This is a genomic window from Arthrobacter sp. 9V (genome assembly GCF_902506065.1).
GTDB lineage: Bacteria > Actinomycetota > Actinomycetes > Actinomycetales > Micrococcaceae > Arthrobacter.
In genome coordinates this window covers 3,032,902-3,048,548 of the sequence record NZ_LR732912.1, presented here as the reverse complement: position 1 = coordinate 3,048,548, position 15,647 = coordinate 3,032,902, and the positions used below count along the sequence as shown (strand labels likewise).

General features: G+C 63.1%; 17 protein-coding genes. 14 read left to right on the top strand and 3 right to left on the bottom strand.

Going from position 1 to position 15,647, the window contains the following annotated elements; translation table 11 throughout:
• Window positions 1–69: 69 nt before the first annotated feature.
• Window positions 70–1,413, top strand: a complete 1,344-nt coding sequence (locus tag BACI9J_RS14055) for a M16 family metallopeptidase (RefSeq protein WP_159734922.1) — start codon at window positions 70–72, stop codon at window positions 1,411–1,413.
• A 47-nt stretch (window positions 1,414–1,460) separates the two neighbouring features.
• Window positions 1,461–1,970 carry a DUF1579 family protein gene (locus BACI9J_RS14050; RefSeq protein ID WP_236558694.1) on the top strand — a complete coding sequence of 170 codons (510 nt, stop codon included), beginning with the start codon at window positions 1,461–1,463 and terminating at the stop codon, window positions 1,968–1,970.
• Here the strand turns inward: BACI9J_RS14050 and BACI9J_RS14045 are convergent.
• Both BACI9J_RS14045 and moaA read right to left on the bottom strand, forming a co-directional pair.
• Window positions 1,967–2,233, bottom strand: a complete 267-nt coding sequence (locus BACI9J_RS14045) for a MoaD/ThiS family protein (RefSeq protein WP_159734921.1) — start codon at window positions 2,231–2,233, stop codon at window positions 1,967–1,969. The two genes, BACI9J_RS14050 and BACI9J_RS14045, sit on opposite strands and share 4 nt — an antisense overlap.
• A 4-nt stretch (window positions 2,234–2,237) precedes the next feature.
• Window positions 2,238–3,398 (bottom strand): GTP 3',8-cyclase MoaA, encoded by a 1,161-nt coding sequence (moaA, locus tag BACI9J_RS14040; RefSeq protein ID WP_159734920.1) that lies wholly within the window; start codon window positions 3,396–3,398, stop codon window positions 2,238–2,240.
• A 134-nt stretch (window positions 3,399–3,532) separates the two neighbouring features.
• Between moaA and BACI9J_RS14035 the strand changes: the two genes are divergently transcribed.
• Genes BACI9J_RS14035 through BACI9J_RS13995 form a run of 9 tightly spaced genes read left to right on the top strand, consistent with a single transcriptional unit; the run spans window position 3,533 to window position 11,210 of the window.
• Window positions 3,533–4,303 carry a response regulator transcription factor gene (locus BACI9J_RS14035; protein WP_159734919.1) on the top strand — a complete coding sequence of 257 codons (771 nt, stop codon included), beginning with the start codon at window positions 3,533–3,535 and terminating at the stop codon, window positions 4,301–4,303.
• A complete protein-coding gene (locus BACI9J_RS14030; RefSeq protein ID WP_159734918.1) occupies window positions 4,290–5,555 on the top strand; it encodes a sensor histidine kinase in 1,266 nt (421 codons plus the stop codon). The genes BACI9J_RS14035 and BACI9J_RS14030 overlap by 14 nt, the downstream gene beginning before the upstream one ends.
• Window positions 5,552–7,132: a molybdopterin-dependent oxidoreductase gene (locus tag BACI9J_RS14025; RefSeq protein ID WP_159734917.1), complete on the top strand. Its 1,581-nt coding sequence runs from the start codon at window positions 5,552–5,554 to the stop codon at window positions 7,130–7,132. Before BACI9J_RS14030 ends, BACI9J_RS14025 begins: the two co-directional genes overlap by 4 nt.
• A 59-nt stretch (window positions 7,133–7,191) precedes the next feature.
• Complete coding sequence (locus BACI9J_RS14020) at window positions 7,192–8,418, top strand: molybdopterin molybdotransferase MoeA (protein ID WP_159736480.1); 1,227 nt, start codon at window positions 7,192–7,194, stop codon at window positions 8,416–8,418.
• Window positions 8,406–8,969 (top strand): cyclic pyranopterin monophosphate synthase MoaC, encoded by a 564-nt coding sequence (moaC, locus tag BACI9J_RS14015; RefSeq protein WP_159734916.1) that lies wholly within the window; start codon window positions 8,406–8,408, stop codon window positions 8,967–8,969. The genes BACI9J_RS14020 and moaC overlap by 13 nt, the downstream gene beginning before the upstream one ends.
• Window positions 8,966–9,463 (top strand): MogA/MoaB family molybdenum cofactor biosynthesis protein, encoded by a 498-nt coding sequence (locus BACI9J_RS14010; protein WP_159734915.1) that lies wholly within the window; start codon window positions 8,966–8,968, stop codon window positions 9,461–9,463. The genes moaC and BACI9J_RS14010 overlap by 4 nt, the downstream gene beginning before the upstream one ends.
• Window positions 9,453–9,908 (top strand): molybdenum cofactor biosynthesis protein MoaE, encoded by a 456-nt coding sequence (locus tag BACI9J_RS14005; protein WP_159734914.1) that lies wholly within the window; start codon window positions 9,453–9,455, stop codon window positions 9,906–9,908. The genes BACI9J_RS14010 and BACI9J_RS14005 overlap by 11 nt, the downstream gene beginning before the upstream one ends.
• Before the next feature lie 51 nt (window positions 9,909–9,959).
• Entirely contained in the window at window positions 9,960–10,718 is a 759-nt protein-coding gene (dapB, locus tag BACI9J_RS14000) for a 4-hydroxy-tetrahydrodipicolinate reductase (protein WP_159734913.1), read from the top strand.
• Window positions 10,719–10,721: 3 nt separating this feature from the next.
• On the top strand, window positions 10,722–11,210 hold the full coding sequence (locus BACI9J_RS13995; RefSeq protein ID WP_159734912.1) for a hypothetical protein: 489 nt from the start codon (window positions 10,722–10,724) through the stop codon (window positions 11,208–11,210).
• Here the strand turns inward: BACI9J_RS13995 and BACI9J_RS13990 are convergent.
• Window positions 11,186–12,421 (bottom strand): heparan-alpha-glucosaminide N-acetyltransferase domain-containing protein, encoded by a 1,236-nt coding sequence (locus BACI9J_RS13990; protein WP_159734911.1) that lies wholly within the window; start codon window positions 12,419–12,421, stop codon window positions 11,186–11,188. The genes BACI9J_RS13995 and BACI9J_RS13990 overlap by 25 nt on opposite strands.
• A gap of 89 nt (window positions 12,422–12,510) precedes the next feature.
• Between BACI9J_RS13990 and BACI9J_RS13985 the strand changes: the two genes are divergently transcribed.
• From BACI9J_RS13985 to BACI9J_RS13975, 3 genes are all read left to right on the top strand, one after another.
• Window positions 12,511–12,846 (top strand): hypothetical protein, encoded by a 336-nt coding sequence (locus BACI9J_RS13985; RefSeq protein WP_159734910.1) that lies wholly within the window; start codon window positions 12,511–12,513, stop codon window positions 12,844–12,846.
• A gap of 126 nt (window positions 12,847–12,972) precedes the next feature.
• Window positions 12,973–13,905 carry a 4-hydroxy-tetrahydrodipicolinate synthase gene (dapA, locus tag BACI9J_RS13980; protein WP_159734909.1) on the top strand — a complete coding sequence of 311 codons (933 nt, stop codon included), beginning with the start codon at window positions 12,973–12,975 and terminating at the stop codon, window positions 13,903–13,905.
• A 6-nt stretch (window positions 13,906–13,911) separates the two neighbouring features.
• The gene (locus BACI9J_RS13975; protein ID WP_159734908.1) at window positions 13,912–15,603 is read left to right on the top strand and encodes a ribonuclease J; all 1,692 of its coding nucleotides are present in this window, start codon (window positions 13,912–13,914) and stop codon (window positions 15,601–15,603) included.
• Window positions 15,604–15,647: the final 44 nt, after the last annotated feature.

The following is a 15,647-nucleotide window of genomic DNA, read 5'->3' as shown; positions in this document are numbered from 1 at the left end:
CACCCGGCAGGGCCGGTGGGCTTGTAAAAGCTCCACCGGCCCTTCCGGCCTTAACCCCGAAAGGCCTTAATGACTGTCGTACCCTTGCCGCTGGAACAGACCCTCCCCGGCGGCGAATTGATCCATGGTGCCGAGGGCGGTTCCGTCGTGCGGCGCTCCGTCCTTCCCGGCGGCGTGCGTGTCCTGACCGAGGCGATGCCCGGCCAGCGATCGGCCACCATAGGGTTCTGGGTGGCAGTGGGTTCACGCGATGAAGCGGACGGCCAGCACGGTTCCACACACTTCCTTGAGCACCTCCTGTTCAAGGGCACCAAGCGGCGCACAGCCTTGGAGATTGCGTCCGCGTTCGACGAGGTGGGCGGCGAATCCAACGCGGCGACAGCCAAGGAAAGCACCTGCTACTTCGCCCGTGTCCTGGACACCGACCTTCCCATGGCGATCGATGTCATCGCAGATATGATCACCGGCGCGGTTCTTGATCCTGCCGAGTTGGAGCAGGAACGGGACGTCATCCTCGAGGAAATCGCCATGGACAGCGACGACCCCACGGACGTGGCCCATGAGAAGTTCGTGGCTGCCGTCCTTGGCAACCATCCGCTGGCCCGTCCCATCGGTGGAACTCCGGACGCCATCAAAGCCGTGGCAAGGGATTCGGTGTGGGCGCACTATCAGCGCTACTACCGCCCCGAAGAACTGGTCATCACCGCAGCGGGCGGCCTGGATCACGACGTCGTCTGCCAACTGGTTCTGGATGCACTGAAGGCTGCCGGTTGGCAGCTCGACGCCGACGCCGCGCCGGTAAACCGCCGCGGAACTGACCGCGCCGTCATCACCGGCACCTCGGGGCTGCACGTGGTCAAACGCCCGGTGGAGCAAGCGAACATTATTATGGGTTGCCCCACGATAGTGGCCACCGATGACCGCCGCTTTGTGATGAGCGTGCTCAATGCCGTTCTAGGTGGTGGCATGTCCTCACGCCTGTTCCAGGAGATTCGTGAGAAGCGCGGCTTGGTGTATTCCACGTACTCGTTCACAGCCGCGTATGCAGACGCCGGATACTTTGGCATGTACGCAGGCTGCACGCCTTCCAAGGTCCGCCAGGTGGTGGAACTTCTGGGCCTGGAGCTGGATAAGCTCGCCAAGGAAGGCATTACCGACGAAGAGCTTCGGAAGGCTGTCGGCCAGCTCAGCGGTGGGATTGTCCTCGCGCTGGAGGACACGGGTTCCCGGATGTCACGGCTTGGCCGGGCGGAATTGGTGTCCGGTGAGTTCCAGGACATTGACGAGACCCTGGCACGTATCAAGGCTGTCACGGTGGAGGACGTTCAGGATCTCGCCCGCGAACTCGCCGCGGCGCCCCGCACCATCACCGTTGTTGGTCCGTTTGAGGAATCCGAGACCTTCGGCCTCTAGGTTCGCCTCCGCCGATCTCTGGACTCCTGCACTGTAAACAGGGCAGCATGATCACACGATCATGCTGCCCTGACTACATTGGAGACCTGATGGATCTGCCCTCAAGCGGCCATGCTGCGGAGATACTGCGGGATTTCATCGGTCACTGGCGGGGCATCACGGAGATTGCTGCCTCGCCCTGGGGAACAGCCCGGACGGCTGAGGCCGAAGCGGTATTCACCAAAGCGGCGGGCGGGCATGCCGTGGTACAGAGCTACAGGCACCGCGAAGCCGATGGCACGCATTTTGAAGGCCACGGAATGTTTACCGTCGACCGCGACCACGGCCAGACGCTGTGGTACTACGTGGACAGCATGGGGCGGCCGCCATCCAGCCCGGTCCGCGGGACATGGCATGCGGGTACGCTGACTCTGGAGCGGAGAACGGCCGACGGCGTGGCCAGGCACACGTTCAGGGTTGAGGACGGCGTACTGGTGCACACCGCAGACCTGCGTCTCGAAGGAACTGCCGGGTTCAGCCCGTTGTTGAAGAGCGTTTTCCGAAAGGTTCAGGCTTAGCCCCCGGCGAAGGGCGGCAGCACGTCAATCACGTCATCATGACCCAGGGGAACTGTGCGGTCCCGCACGGCCACCTCGTTGCGGAGGAAACTGCTGCGCGCCACGATCCGGGAAAGGGGCGGCGTGCCCTCGGGAGGCAGCGGACGTTCGATGGCGAGGGCAGCTTCCAACAGCCCCTCCAAGCTGGTGCCTTCGGGCAGGACGTGAAGTTCTTCTTCCACCCCGGCCGCCGCGCGCGCGGCAGCGAAGTAACGTACAAGCAAGGGTTCAGCCTCCGATTGCGCTCATGCTGCGGTCCGGCTGGACGAAGTCCGCTGCGCCAAGACCGGTGTGATCCATACCGTGGGCCTTCGGCTTGACCCACATGGCATCTTGCCATCGAGATGCGAGTTCCTCGTCCGTGGCGCCTTCGCGAAGGAAGCCCAGAAGGTCGAATTCTTCACGGGAGAAAAGGCAGCTCATGATTTTGCCCTCGGCCGTAATGCGGGTCCGGCGGCAATCCGAGCAGAAGGGCTCCGTCACCGAGGCGATGATGCCCACTGTACCGAGGACCGGACCCGTGGCATCGCCCGTTTCCGTGTCCCGGCGTCGTACTTCAAACCGTTCGGCAGGTGCGCCGTCCCGCTCACGGGGGTCCGGGCCCAGCACAAAGTCACGGGAGAGCAGTTCCCGGATCTCGGCAGCTGTGATCATATTCCGCCGGGTCCAGCCATGGTCCGCATCCAAGGGCATTTGCTCGATGAAGCGAAGTTCGTAGCCGCGGCCCAGTGCCCATGCCAGGAGATCAGGCGATTCGGCGTCGTTGATGCCGCGCATCAGCACGGCGTTCAATTTCACCGGGCCCAACCCGGCAGCCCACGCGGCATCAACACCGGTCAGGACGCGATCCAGGAACGGGCGTCGGGTGAGTTTGGTGAACGTTTCCTCGTGGAGGGAATCGAGGGAAACGTTGATCCGGGTGAGGCCGGCGGCTTTCAATGCTGCAGCCTTCTTATCCAGGCCCACGCCATTAGTGGTCATGGAGATGGGCAGGTCCGGGTGGTTTGACCTGATACCCGCAATGATGTCCACCAAGTCGGCGCGGACCAGAGGCTCACCACCGGTGAGCCGGAGTTCCCGTACGCCCAGTGCGGTGACGCCGATGCCGACGATCCGGACTATCTCGTCCCTGGTCATCACAGCTTGTTTCGAGAGCCATTCCAGCCCCTCGGCGGGCATGCAGTAGGTGCAGCGCAGATTGCATTTGTCTGTCAGGGACAAGCGCATATCCGTTGCGCGCCTGCCGTAGCGGTCCCACAGCCCGGCGGGCGTACCTGCCGGACGCGGGGGCGGAACGGCGGCGCCGCCGCCGGTATTGCCGCCCGCGCTGCCCGTGTTGCCTGCGGCGCTGCCCGAAGGGGGCATCGGCATGCCTAGCTGAACACTCATAAATTCAGGCTACGCCACCATGGCTGGATCAGTGACACCGATTACAGTCATACAGTTCTTACGGAATCCATACAATTGGGCTTTGGAGGCCCTGACCGGGTGCCGGGCTTCGCCAGCAAACCTATGCTGAAAGCGTGACCACACATACGGGAACATCAGCGGAGCCAGGGAATCGTCGCATCCTTCTGGTGGAGGATGAAAAAACCATCGCCGACGTCGTCCGCGACTACCTCGTGAAAGCGGAATTCCAGGTGGACGTGGCCGGGGATGGTTTCACTGCACTTGAGTTGGCAGCCTCACGTCAGCCCGATCTGGTGATTTTGGACCGCATGCTCCCGGGATTGGACGGTGTTGAGGTCTGCCGCAGGCTCCGTCAAACCATGAGCGTGCCGGTCATCATGGTCACGGCCCTGGGAACCGAGGACGACCGCATTCTGGGCTTGGAAATGGGTGCCGATGACTACGTCACCAAACCTTTTTCCCCACGGGAACTGGTGCTTCGGGTGAAATCGGTACTGCGCCGGAGTATCAAGGAGTTCACGCCGGAACCGCCTGTTGAAGTTGCAGGACTCCACCTTGATCCAGCCTCACGCACGGTGACGCACCGCAGGGTTCCTTTGGCCTTGACGGTCCGCGAGTTCGACCTCCTGGCTTTCCTGATGCGACGCCCCAACCAGGTTTTCAGCCGGGAAGAACTCATCAAGGCCGTGTGGGGCTGGGACTTCGGCGATCTGTCCACTGTGACGGTCCATGTCCGGAGGTTGCGGGAGAAGATCGAAGCGAACCCCACCAAACCCGAACTGCTCAAGACCGTTTGGGGCGTCGGCTACCGCTTCGATGCCAAGCAAGCGGATACCGACGACGTACGCCTGGACAGTGGGGAGGGTGTTCATGGAAGGCAGTGAGCTGTGGACCATCCTTGCCTGGGTCTTGTTCTGGGCCGTGCTCGTCGGGGCCGCCACGTGGGTGCTTCTCAGGCTGCTTCGCCGGGCCTCGGTACTTGCCCAGATCTGCCTGGTAGTGCTGGCCACGGTAGCTGTGCTGGTGGCAGGAATGGTCAGTGCCTTCAACGCCATGTTTATCTCCGCCAGGGACCTGGAAGTCATGTGGTACATCCTGGCCACTGCCTCAGCTGTTGCCGTGGCCTTGTCCCTCATGCTCGGAGCCGGCGTCTCCCGGAACGCGGCCCACCTGGTGGACGCTGCCCGGCGCCTGGGGCGGGGAGAAACCCTGGAGCACACCGTTGGGGAGGGCCGGGGGAGCGCTCCGGCCATGACGTCCGAGCTCGCCGAGTTGGCGCAGGAACTTGAGGCCAGCAGCCGCAGCCTGGCCGAATCGAGGCGTCGTGAAGCCGCCATTGAAACTGCCAGGCGGGAACTCGTTTCCTGGATATCACATGACCTCCGCACACCGTTGGCCAGCATGCGCGCCATGACTGAAGCCCTCGAGGACGGTATGGCGTCGGACGTTCAGGGCTACTACCGGAAGATCATCGGCCAGACAGAGCAGATGACCGCTATGGTCAACGATCTCCTGGAACTGTCCAAGATCCAGGCAGGCACTCTCCGCCTGCGGGCTGAACCACTGGACCTTTACGACCTCGTCAGCGACGCCATCTCCGACCTCGCGCCGCTTGCCGCCAAGCGTGGCATCAGGCTCGACGGCGGTGGGGACCGGGAGTGCATGGCCGTGGCTGACGGACCAAGTCTCGCCCGGGCCGTGCGGAACATAGTGCTCAACGCCATCATCTACAGCGTGCCGGACAGCGACGTCCACATCAGCGTCGGACGGGAAAGTGTTGGACTAAACAGCGACGGAAACGCGGTGATCGCCGTAGAAGATCATTGCGGTGGCATTCCGGAAGAAGACCTCCCGCACTTGTTCGAAACGGGCTGGCAGAAAGACCCCGCCCGCCGCACCCCCGAAGCCCTGCAGGGCGGCTACAGCGGCGCCGGCATCGGCCTCAGCATGGTGGCCGGCATTGTCAAGGCGCACGGGGGAACAGTGACCGTGGAAAACCTCGACGGCGGGTGTCGCTTCGTCTTGTCGCTTCCGGCGGGCGCGGACTCCCCGGAGCCGCTGACGCCGGCCAGGACCTCAATTACTCCCGCTCCTCAACCTATCGCCAGCAATGACCGCTTTGGAGGCACCTCATGAGCACGCTCACATCCGCCGACACCCAGCACCGGCGCACCATGGGCAAGCCTGCGTTGTGGGCCGCTGCTGCCGGGGTGGCGGCCGGAGCTGCCGGGATCGCCGCAGGTGAACTGACGGCCGGACTCCTCAGCCCCTTGGTTTCTCCTGTTACGGCCCTTGGCGGCGCTGTGATCGACGCTGTGCCGCCTGGAGTCAAGGACCTGGCCGTGCAGTTGTTCGGCACTGCGGACAAGATTGTGCTGGTGGCCTGCATTGTGGCCGTGGCAGGAATCCTGGCGGCGCTCGCTGGTCTCCTGGAACGCCGCCGGACCGGCTGGGGGCTGGCGCTGGCTGGACTGGCAGGCGCGGCGGGACTGACCGCCGTCGTGACCCGTGCCCAAGCGAGCCCCCAGGCAGCCCTTGCACCGATCGTCGCCGCGGTCATCACCATGGTGCTTCTGCGAACGCTGGCGAGGCGGCTTGCAACCTGGGCCCCGTCCCAAGAGACCCCTGGACGTATGGAGGCGCCGCTGGCCCGGCGAAGCTTCCTGAACGCCTTGGCCGGGACCTCGCTGGCCGCTGTCGTGGCTGGAACGGTGACAACAGTCCTCACCAGGGCCACGGCAGTGGCCTCCGGGTTCCGGGGGTCCATGACGCTCCCGGAGCCCGCCATACCGGCCCAAGCCATCCCGGCTGGTGCATCCCTGCCCGTGGACGGCATCAGCCCCCTGGTCACCCCGAATGCCGACTTCTACAGGATAGATACCGCCTTGACGGTGCCCGCCATTGATCCCCCTGCCTGGAAACTGAAGGTCACCGGCATGGTGGAACGCGAGGTGGAGATCGATTTTGCCACCCTCCTGGCCAAGCCCATGACCGAACGCCACATCACCATCGCCTGTGTATCCAACAACGTAGGTGGGGACCTCATTGGCAACGCCCTTTGGCTGGGTTGGCCGGTGAGGGAGCTGTTGGCAATGGCAGGGCCAAAAGCCGGCGCAGACATGGTCCTGTCCACCAGTAATGATGGATGGACGGCCGGCACTCCCTTGGAGGCGCTCACCGATGACCGTGACGCACTCCTGGCTGTGGGCATGAACGGCGAACCGCTTCCGCTCGAACACGGATTCCCCGTACGGATGATCGTTCCGGGACTCTACGGATTTGTCTCAGCCACCAAATGGTTGACGGAATTGAAAGTCACCCGCTTCGCCGACGACACCGGGTACTGGACCCCCCGCGGCTGGAGCGATCACGGACCCATCAAGACGCAATCACGCATTGACGTGCCTCGCAGCGGCCGTAGCGTCCCGGCGGGCAAGGTGCAGTTTGGCGGTGTGGCGTGGGCCCAGCACCGCGGCATCAACCGCGTGGAACTTCGCATCAATCGCGGACCTTGGCAACAGGCAACGCTGGCCGGCAGCATATCCACTGACACCTGGTACCAGTGGCAGTTGGGCGTGGATCTGACCCCGGGCGACTACGAGGTGCAGGTGCGGGCCACAGATTCGGCCGGGGTGCCACAGACCGAAGACAAGGCACCTGTAGCACCGGATGGCGCCACCGGATATCACACCATCAACGTCAAAGTGAGCTAAGGCCCTAGTCTGGGTACGTCCGGAGAATTCACCGGAAGCCAGCGTGTCCACACAGGAGGATATCCGTGCCCAGATCTGTTGCAGCCCACCGCCAGGAAGTGGTGGAACTGTTGACCGGCGTCCTTGCCGGCAAGGACAAGATCGCACTGCCACTGCTGGACGCGCTGGGTAGGGCGCTCGCAGTTGACGTCTACGCGCCGCTGTCGCTGCCCCCGTTCGCCAATTCCCAAATGGACGGGTTTGCCGTCCGCTCAGCAGACATTCCCGACGGCGGTGCGGAGCTCCGGGTAGCGGAACCGGTTCCGGCAGGTGCCGCGCCGGCGGCGCTGAAGCCAGGCTTTGCCGCCCCGATAATGACCGGGGCCATGATGCCCGCGGGGGCTGACGCCGTCGTGCCCATTGAGAAGGCAAGTCCAAACACCTTCCCGGACCCTGACGCTGGACAAGCCGTTGTGGAACTACCCGCGGCACCTCCCGGCACGTACGTGCGGGATAGTGGCAGCGACATTCGAAAAGGCACTTTGGCGCTGGCCGCCGGTACCCGCATGGGACCTGCTCAATTGGGCTTGTTGGCTGCCCTTGGCATGAGGACCGTTGACGTCCGCCGGCCTTGCCGCGTGCTCCTGGTCACCACCGGAGACGAAGTGGTGGAGCCGGGTGAGGAGCTCACAGCCGGGAAAATCTTCGACTCCAACGGAACATTGCTCGAAGCCTCCATGCTGCAGGCCGGCCTGGACGTGGTCCGCGCTGGTATTTCCGATGACCACCCCTCCGGGTTGCTTAGGGTCCTCCGCCGGCACATAGGACCGGCGGACAGCATGGTGGACCTCATCGTTACCACCGGGGGAGTGAGCAAGGGTGCCTACGAAGTTGTGCGGCAAGCCATGGAGGATCAGCCGGTGGATTTCCTCCCGGTGGCCATGCAGCCTGGTGGTCCCCAGGGGTTGGGCACCTTTGACGGCGTTCCCTTTCTTGGCTTTCCCGGGAACCCGGTCAGTTGCCTTGTCTCCTTTGAGATGTTCCTCCGGCCGGCCCTGTCTCAAATACTGGGGACTCCCGCACCGAGGCCGGTGTTGCGGGCTCGGCTGGCCGAACCTCTGACTTCCCCCGAAGGCAAGCACCAGGTCCGTCGGGGAACCTTGGACCCGGATGGAAAGGTTCGGATGGAAGGCGGCGCGGGATCGCACTTGGTCCACGCCTTGGCCCGGGCAAACGCACTGGTGCAGATCCCTGGAGACGTCACGGAACTCGCCGAAGGGGACGAAGTGGAAGTATGGATGCTGTGAATGAAACCTCCGGGGCTACAGAACCCGCCACTGGCCTGACCCATCTGAGGCAGGACGGCACCGCGCAGATGGTGGACGTCTCCCAGAAAGCTGTCACTACCCGCGAAGCAACTGCCACGGCTACGGTCCGCAGCACATCCAAGGTGCTGGCCCTCCTGGGCGCCGGCGAGTTGCCCAAGGGGGATGCCCTTGCGGTGGCGCGCGTTGCGGGAATCATGGCGGCGAAGAAGACGCCCGATCTGATTCCGCTGTGCCATCCGTTGCCGATCTCCAAGGTCACCGTGGATTTTGAGCTGGGCGCCGACTCTGTTGGCATCCTGGCAACCGTCAAGACCAAGGGTGTGACCGGAGTGGAAATGGAAGCGCTGACGGCCGCGTCGGTGGCCGCCTTGAGCGTCTACGACATGATCAAAGCTGTGGACAAGCATGCCGTGCTGACCGATATCCGTGTCCTGGCCAAGAGCGGCGGAAAAAGCGGCGACTGGGACCTCTCAGCACTTTCAACCGCGCAGGCAACCACAGAGTCAACCGCAGGGGAGGTCGGCGCGTGAGCGCGTGCGAGCCGAACGTGCAGCGGAAAGCCGGCGTCGTAATCGCTTCAACCCGGGCCGCTGCAGGAGTCTACGCCGACGAGACGGGGCCGATCATCCTCGATTGGCTCAAGGAGCACGGTTTTGATGCCTTTCCAACCATGGTGGTGCCGGACGGTGAGCCTGTTGGCGCTGCGCTGAGGGCCCTCCTGACCCAGGAGCCCGCCGTCGTGATCACCAGCGGTGGAACGGGCCTCAGCCCCGATGACCGCACGCCGGAAATGACACGGCCGCTGCTGGAACGTGAAATTCCGGGCATCATGGAGGGCATTCGGCGCGCGGGCGTGGCCAAAACTCCCATGGCCATGCTGAGCCGTGGCCACGCGGGAACAGCTGGAAAGACGTTCATCATCAACCTGCCCGGATCCCCGAAAGGCGTTATGGACGGGTTGGCTGTCCTGGACCCCGTGATCGGACACCTTTGTGAGCAATTGGAAGGAAACCATGGGCACTGAAACAAACTTCGAAGTGGTCAGCGCTGTCCTCAGCGCCGAGCCCATCTCCGTGGAACAAGCCATCAGGGCGGTGGAATCGGATACCGCGGGAGCGGTTGTCAGCTTCAGCGGCGTCGTCCGAAACCACGACGGCGGCAAGGCTGTGGACCGGCTGAGCTACAGCGCGCATCCCACAGCGCATCAGGTGATGTCAGAGGTGGTGGCGCAACTGGTAGCCGAGCATTCCGGAGAGGCTGCACAGCCGGTCCGGATCTGGGCAGCCCACAGGATCGGCATGCTGGAGATCGGGGACCCCGCTCTGGTATGCGCTGTGGCTGCTCCCCACCGCGGCCAGGCCTTCGCCGTGTGTTCCGAACTCGTGGATCGGGTCAAGGAGCAGGTCCCCATTTGGAAGGAACAGTTCTTCACTGATGGCACCGTGGAATGGGTGGGAGCAGGGGAGTAGGCCGGAGTAACGGTTCCTGCCGGGTTCCTGTCCGGCGGTAGGGTTAATGGCATGACCGAACAACTTGCTGTTGCAGTGCTGGGTGCCCACGGGCGTATGGGAATGGAAGCCGTTAAGGCTGTTGAGGCAGCCGAAGACATGAAGCTGGTTGCGGCTTTGGGCCGCGGCGATTCCTTGGAGAAACTGCTCGACGCCGGTGCACAGTATGTTGTTGACCTGACCGTTCCGGACACCACCGAAACCAACGTCCGCTTCGCGGTGGAGCACGGCATGCATGCCGTTGTAGGTACCACCGGGTGGAGTGCCGAACGCTTGGAATCCTTGCGCAGCCTCTTGGAACAGAAGCCGGCCACCGGCGTCCTGATTGCCCCTAACTTCGCCCTTGGGTCCGTGCTCGCATCCGCCTTCGCCGCCAAGGCGTCGCAGTACTTCGAGTCCGTGGAAATCATCGAACTGCATCACCCCAACAAAGTTGATGCCCCGTCCGGCACCGCCGTGCGCACGGCTCAATTGATCGCTGAAGCACGCCAGGACGCCGGTGTCCCGGCCAGCCCCGACGCAACCGAAACATCCCTGGATGGTGCACGTGGCTGCGACGTGGACGGTGTGCGTGTTCACAGTGTGCGTCTCCGCGGATTGGTAGCCCACCAGGAAGTACTTTTCGGCGGTCCCGGTGAGCAGCTGACGTTGCGGCACGATTCCTTCGACCGTGCGTCCTTCATGCCGGGCGTCCTGCTGGGGCTTCGCAAAGTTGCGGCCAACCCCGGCCTCACGGTGGGCCTGGATGGCTACCTGGATCTGGGGCTCTAAGCCATGGGTAATTTCTGGACCTCATTGAAGAAGAACCGAACCAAAATCTGGGTAGGTGCCATCACCCTGCTTTTGGTGCTGTACCTGGTGGTCTCGGTTCAGCGCTCGTTCCTTTTGCTCGGCGACCCCAACCTGGTGGCCAAGGGGATCGGAGCGGCCTATCTGGTCTTGCCTGTCGTCGGTGCGTGGGCACTCATCCGCGAGCTGCTCTTCGGCGCCCGGACAGAACAAATGGCCAAGGTCCTGGAGGCCGAGGGCGGGTTGCCGGTGGATGAACTTCCGCGGACGCCCGGCGGCCGCATAGTCCGCGCCGCCGCTGACGCCGAGTTTGAGAAGTACCGCGTTGAGGCTGAGGCCGCACCGGAGGACTGGCGCTCCTGGTTCCGTCTGAGCTGCGCCTACGATGCTTCCGGGGACCGTAAACGTGCCCGCGCATCGATGCGTGACGCCGTGAAGCTCTTCCGTTCTCAGCCCACAGCAGCAGGCCGTTGACCACCCAGGCTTGATGCGGTGTGGGCTACCCATTCCAAGGGCCCGCGCCGCCGGAGGACGGCGAAACAGATGCCAATCGCTACGGCGGTCAGGGCCTGGGCCCAGTACATTCCTTCGTCCGTCCACCCGGAAGGATAGGGCTGGTTGGTGAAGCCGGACAGCACCCAGACGTGGGCGGAGTAAAGGCTCAGGGTCATGGCACCCGGCCCGCTCAGCAGGATCAGGAAATTGACCTTGACCCGCTCCGCCAGGGTGCCGAGCAACAAGAACAACCCCACCACGGCCGCAGCAACGCCGCCGCTATGCAGCAGGTCCAAGGTAGTTCCGGCATGCGGAGCTGCCGTTGCCAGCCACCACCACGAGCCGGTCTGTTCCAAGCCGGTGACATTGACCTGAAGCATGCTTTCCAAGGGATATCCCCTGGTGACAGGGAGGGCTGACAAGGCAGTCCGTCCACCCCACGCCTCCATGGCGAGGATCCCGACCACTTTTGCCACCCCGGCAATCGTAATCCCGCAGGTCACCAGCAGCAGCTGGACTCTCGCCGTCGTCAGCGCCAAGCGGCCGATCACCAATCCGACCAGTAGATATGAGAGCCACTGAAACACGGGGTAATAGCCGGTGAAAAAGAGGTCGGCGAGCAGACGCGCAGGCGTGCCGAAATCCTCCCAATTGGGGTTGTGGCCCAGCTTCAGGGGAGGGTTTGCGTCCAGCAGCAGCGGACGAACCAAGTACGCAAGCAGCGGAGACAACAGGACCCAGCCGATTGCCCAGAAGCAGAGTGCCTTGAGCCGGAGGCCCAGGAAAGGCAAGATGCACAGGAACAGGACTGCATAGTGAACCAGGATCACGGCCACGTTGACGTCAAGGCCTCCCAGCATCAGTCCGACGACGGCGATCACCAAGGCGCGCAGGGCAACTCCGCGCCGGGCAGCCCACAGTTCCGCACCGCTGCGCGGTTCTTGCTTGCCGGTACTGAGCGCCAGGCCGATTCCGGCCAATACCGCAAAGAGTGCTGAGGAACGGCCTGAAAACACCAGCCCCACAAACGTTGGCTCCCACTGCGGCGCGGGACCGAACGTCGGCATCACGTGCGTGGCCATCATCCCCAGCAGTGCGGCGCCCCGGGCGGCATCAATACCTGTGAGCCGAGAGGAGACCTTGCTCTTACCCGGGGCTTTTCGCGGAGGCGCTGTCTCTTGCGAAGTCATGCAGCGATCGTCTCATAAGCGTGTGATTGGCATCTGCGATGTGACACGAATCCCTTGTATTCGAACATATGTTCGAATAGCATTGCTGCATGAACGATGCATCCAAGCCGCCGGCAGGCCTCCAGGGTCCCATGAAAGCCATGAGCCCCGGCGTGGTCGACTTCCTTTTCAGGCAGCTCGTTTCCGGCGAGCCTCCGGAAGATACCCAGTGGCGCCGCGAGGGTACAGTGCTGGCTGAGCAGGTGCCGGGCGCTGAACTGGCACGCCGGCTGGCCGAGACGGACTTGGCCTCGTTGACGCCCCTTGAGCTCTTTGAGTACGTCCGCGCTTCCCAGCGACTCGTGGCTTGGGCGGAGCAGCTCAAGGAGCGGGCTGTGGCGCACTATTGCGCGGAGGAGCCTGCGCGGGCGCCTAAACCGGCGTGAGGCCCGCCGTTACCTCATGACATCTGCGGTTCAGGTCAGTTGCGTGTGGCTCCGCCACTGATGACGGAGGACCATCAGGCGGGATCCATTCTTCCAACGAGGCTGTCACAGGGTAACGTTTTTCGTATGTCTGACTTGCGCGCCCACACTCCCGCCCTTGGTACCCTGCTGACCGCCATGGTCACCCCGTTCACTGAAGACGGCAAGGTGGACTATGACCAAGCCGCAGCGCTGGCAGAGAAGCTCGTCCAGGACGGTTGCGATGGCCTCGTGGTCACCGGCACCACTGGAGAGACCTCAACCCTTACAGACGACGAAAACCTTGGTATGTTCCGGGCGGTCAAAGAGGCCGTTGGCGGCAAGGCTGCCATCATTGCCGGCACCGGCACCAATGACACTGCACACTCCGTGCACCTCTCGCAGCGCGCGGCAGAACTCGGCGTTGATGGTCTCCTGATCGTCACGCCCTACTACAACAAGCCCAGCCAGGCGGGCGTTCGTGCACATTTTGAGACGATCGCCTCGGCTACGGACCTTCCCGTCATGCTCTATGACATCCCGGGCCGTTCCTCCATTGCGATCGCTCCGGAGACCATGATTGCGCTGGCAAAGCACCAAAACATCGTGGCCGTCAAGGACGCCAAAGCAGATTTCGCTGCCGCAACGCGGGTAATGGCTGAGACGGACCTGGTGTTCTACTCCGGTGATGACGGCCTGACGCTGCAGTGGATGGCGCTGGGCGCCGTCGGCTTGGTGGGCGTCACCACCCATGTAGCCACCCGCCGTTTCCGTGAGCTTGTGGACGCCGTAAATGCCAGCGACCTCGCCACGGCAAGGGCCATCAATTTTGAACTGGAACCCGTCATACGAGCAACCATGACGCGGGTCCAAGGCGCAGTAGCCGCCAAGCAGATTCTCAAGTGGCAGGGAGTCCTGCCCAACTCGGTTGTCCGTTTGCCCCTCGTGGAGCCGGACGCGGCCGAGATCGACATCATCCGCGGGGATTTGGCGCAAGCCGGAATGGACTTCGACGTCCAGGACGGTTCCGCCGGAAAGTAGCAAAACATGACCCAAACCGCCCTTCCCGGACTGGTTACGCCGCCGAAACTGCCCAAAGGTACGTTGCGGATTGTCCCGCTCGGTGGACTGGGAGAGATTGGCCGCAACATGGCGGTCTTCGAAATCGACGGCAAACTGCTGGTGGTTGACTGCGGCGTGCTCTTCCCCGAAGAGACCCAGCCCGGCGTCGACTTGATCCTGCCTGATTTCTCGTACATCGAGAACCGGTTGCAGGACATCGTAGGCGTCGTGCTGACCCATGGTCACGAGGACCACATTGGTGCAGTTCCGTACCTCCTGCGCCTCAAAGCTGACATCCCTCTGATCGGATCGCAGCTGACCCTTGCCCTGGTGGAAGCCAAGCTTCAGGAACACCGGATCAAGCCCTACACGCTCACCGTCACGGAAGGGCAGGTGGAGCAGTTCGGCCCGTTCGAATGCGAGTTTGTGGCAGTCAACCACTCCATTCCGGATGCCTTGGCAGTTTTCATCCGCACAGAAGGCGGAAACGTCCTTCACACCGGCGACTTCAAGATGGATCAGTTGCCGCTGGATGGCCGCATCACGGACCTTCGGCACTTCGCCCGTTTGGGCGAAGAGGGTGTGGACCTGTTCATGGCGGACTCCACCAACGCTGACGTGCCTGGATTCACCACGGCTGAAAAAGAAATCGGCCCCACCCTGGACCGGTTGTTCGGGCAGGCCAGGAAGCGCATCATCGTGGCTTCCTTCTCCTCTCACGTCCACCGTGTCCAGCAGGTTCTGGATGCCGCAGCCAAGCACAACCGCAAGGTGGCCTTCGTGGGCCGGTCGATGGTCCGCAACATGGCCATCGCCGCCAAGCTCGGGTACTTGGATGTGCCTGAAGGCATCCTGGTGGACATCAAGAACATCGACAACATGCCGGACGACCGCGTAGTCCTCATGTCCACGGGTTCCCAGGGAGAGCCGATGGCAGCGCTCTCACGTATGGCCAACGGCGATCACCGCGTGATTGTGGGCAAGGGCGATACCGTGATCCTGGCTTCCAGTCTTATCCCGGGCAATGAAAACGCCGTTTTCCGCATCATCAACGGCCTCCTGAAGCTCGGCGCAGACGTGATTCACAAGGGCACTGCCAAGGTCCACGTGTCCGGGCACGCTGCGGCCGGTGAACTGCTTTACTGCTACAACATCCTTGAGCCCCTCAATGCCATGCCCGTTCACGGTGAAACACGCCACCTGATTGCCAATGGCAACATTGCACTCGAATCCGGCGTTCCGTCCGAGGGCATCATCCTGAGCGACAACGGCACAGTGATTGACCTCAAGGACCATAAGGCAAATGTGGTGGGCCAGGTGGAAGTCGGCTTCGTCTACGTCGACGGTTCCAGCGTGGGCGAAATTACCGACGCCGACCTCAAGGATCGTCGCGTCCTGGGGGATGAGGGCTTCATTTCCGTCATCACTGTCATCAGCCGCACCACCGGCAAGATCGTCTCCGGTCCGGAGATCCATGCACGTGGCGTAGCGGAGGATGATTCCGTGTTTGACGAGATCATTCCCAAGATCAACGCCGCGCTCGAAGAAGCTGTGCTGAACCACACGGATCACACCAACCACCAGTTGCAGCAGGTGGTCCGCAGGATCATCGGAACCTGGGTCAACCGTAAGCTCCGCCGCCGCCCCATGATTATCCCGGTAGTCCTGGAGGCGTAGCCGCCAAGCAACATGAATGCCCAAGGGGGCCTGAAATCCGCGGA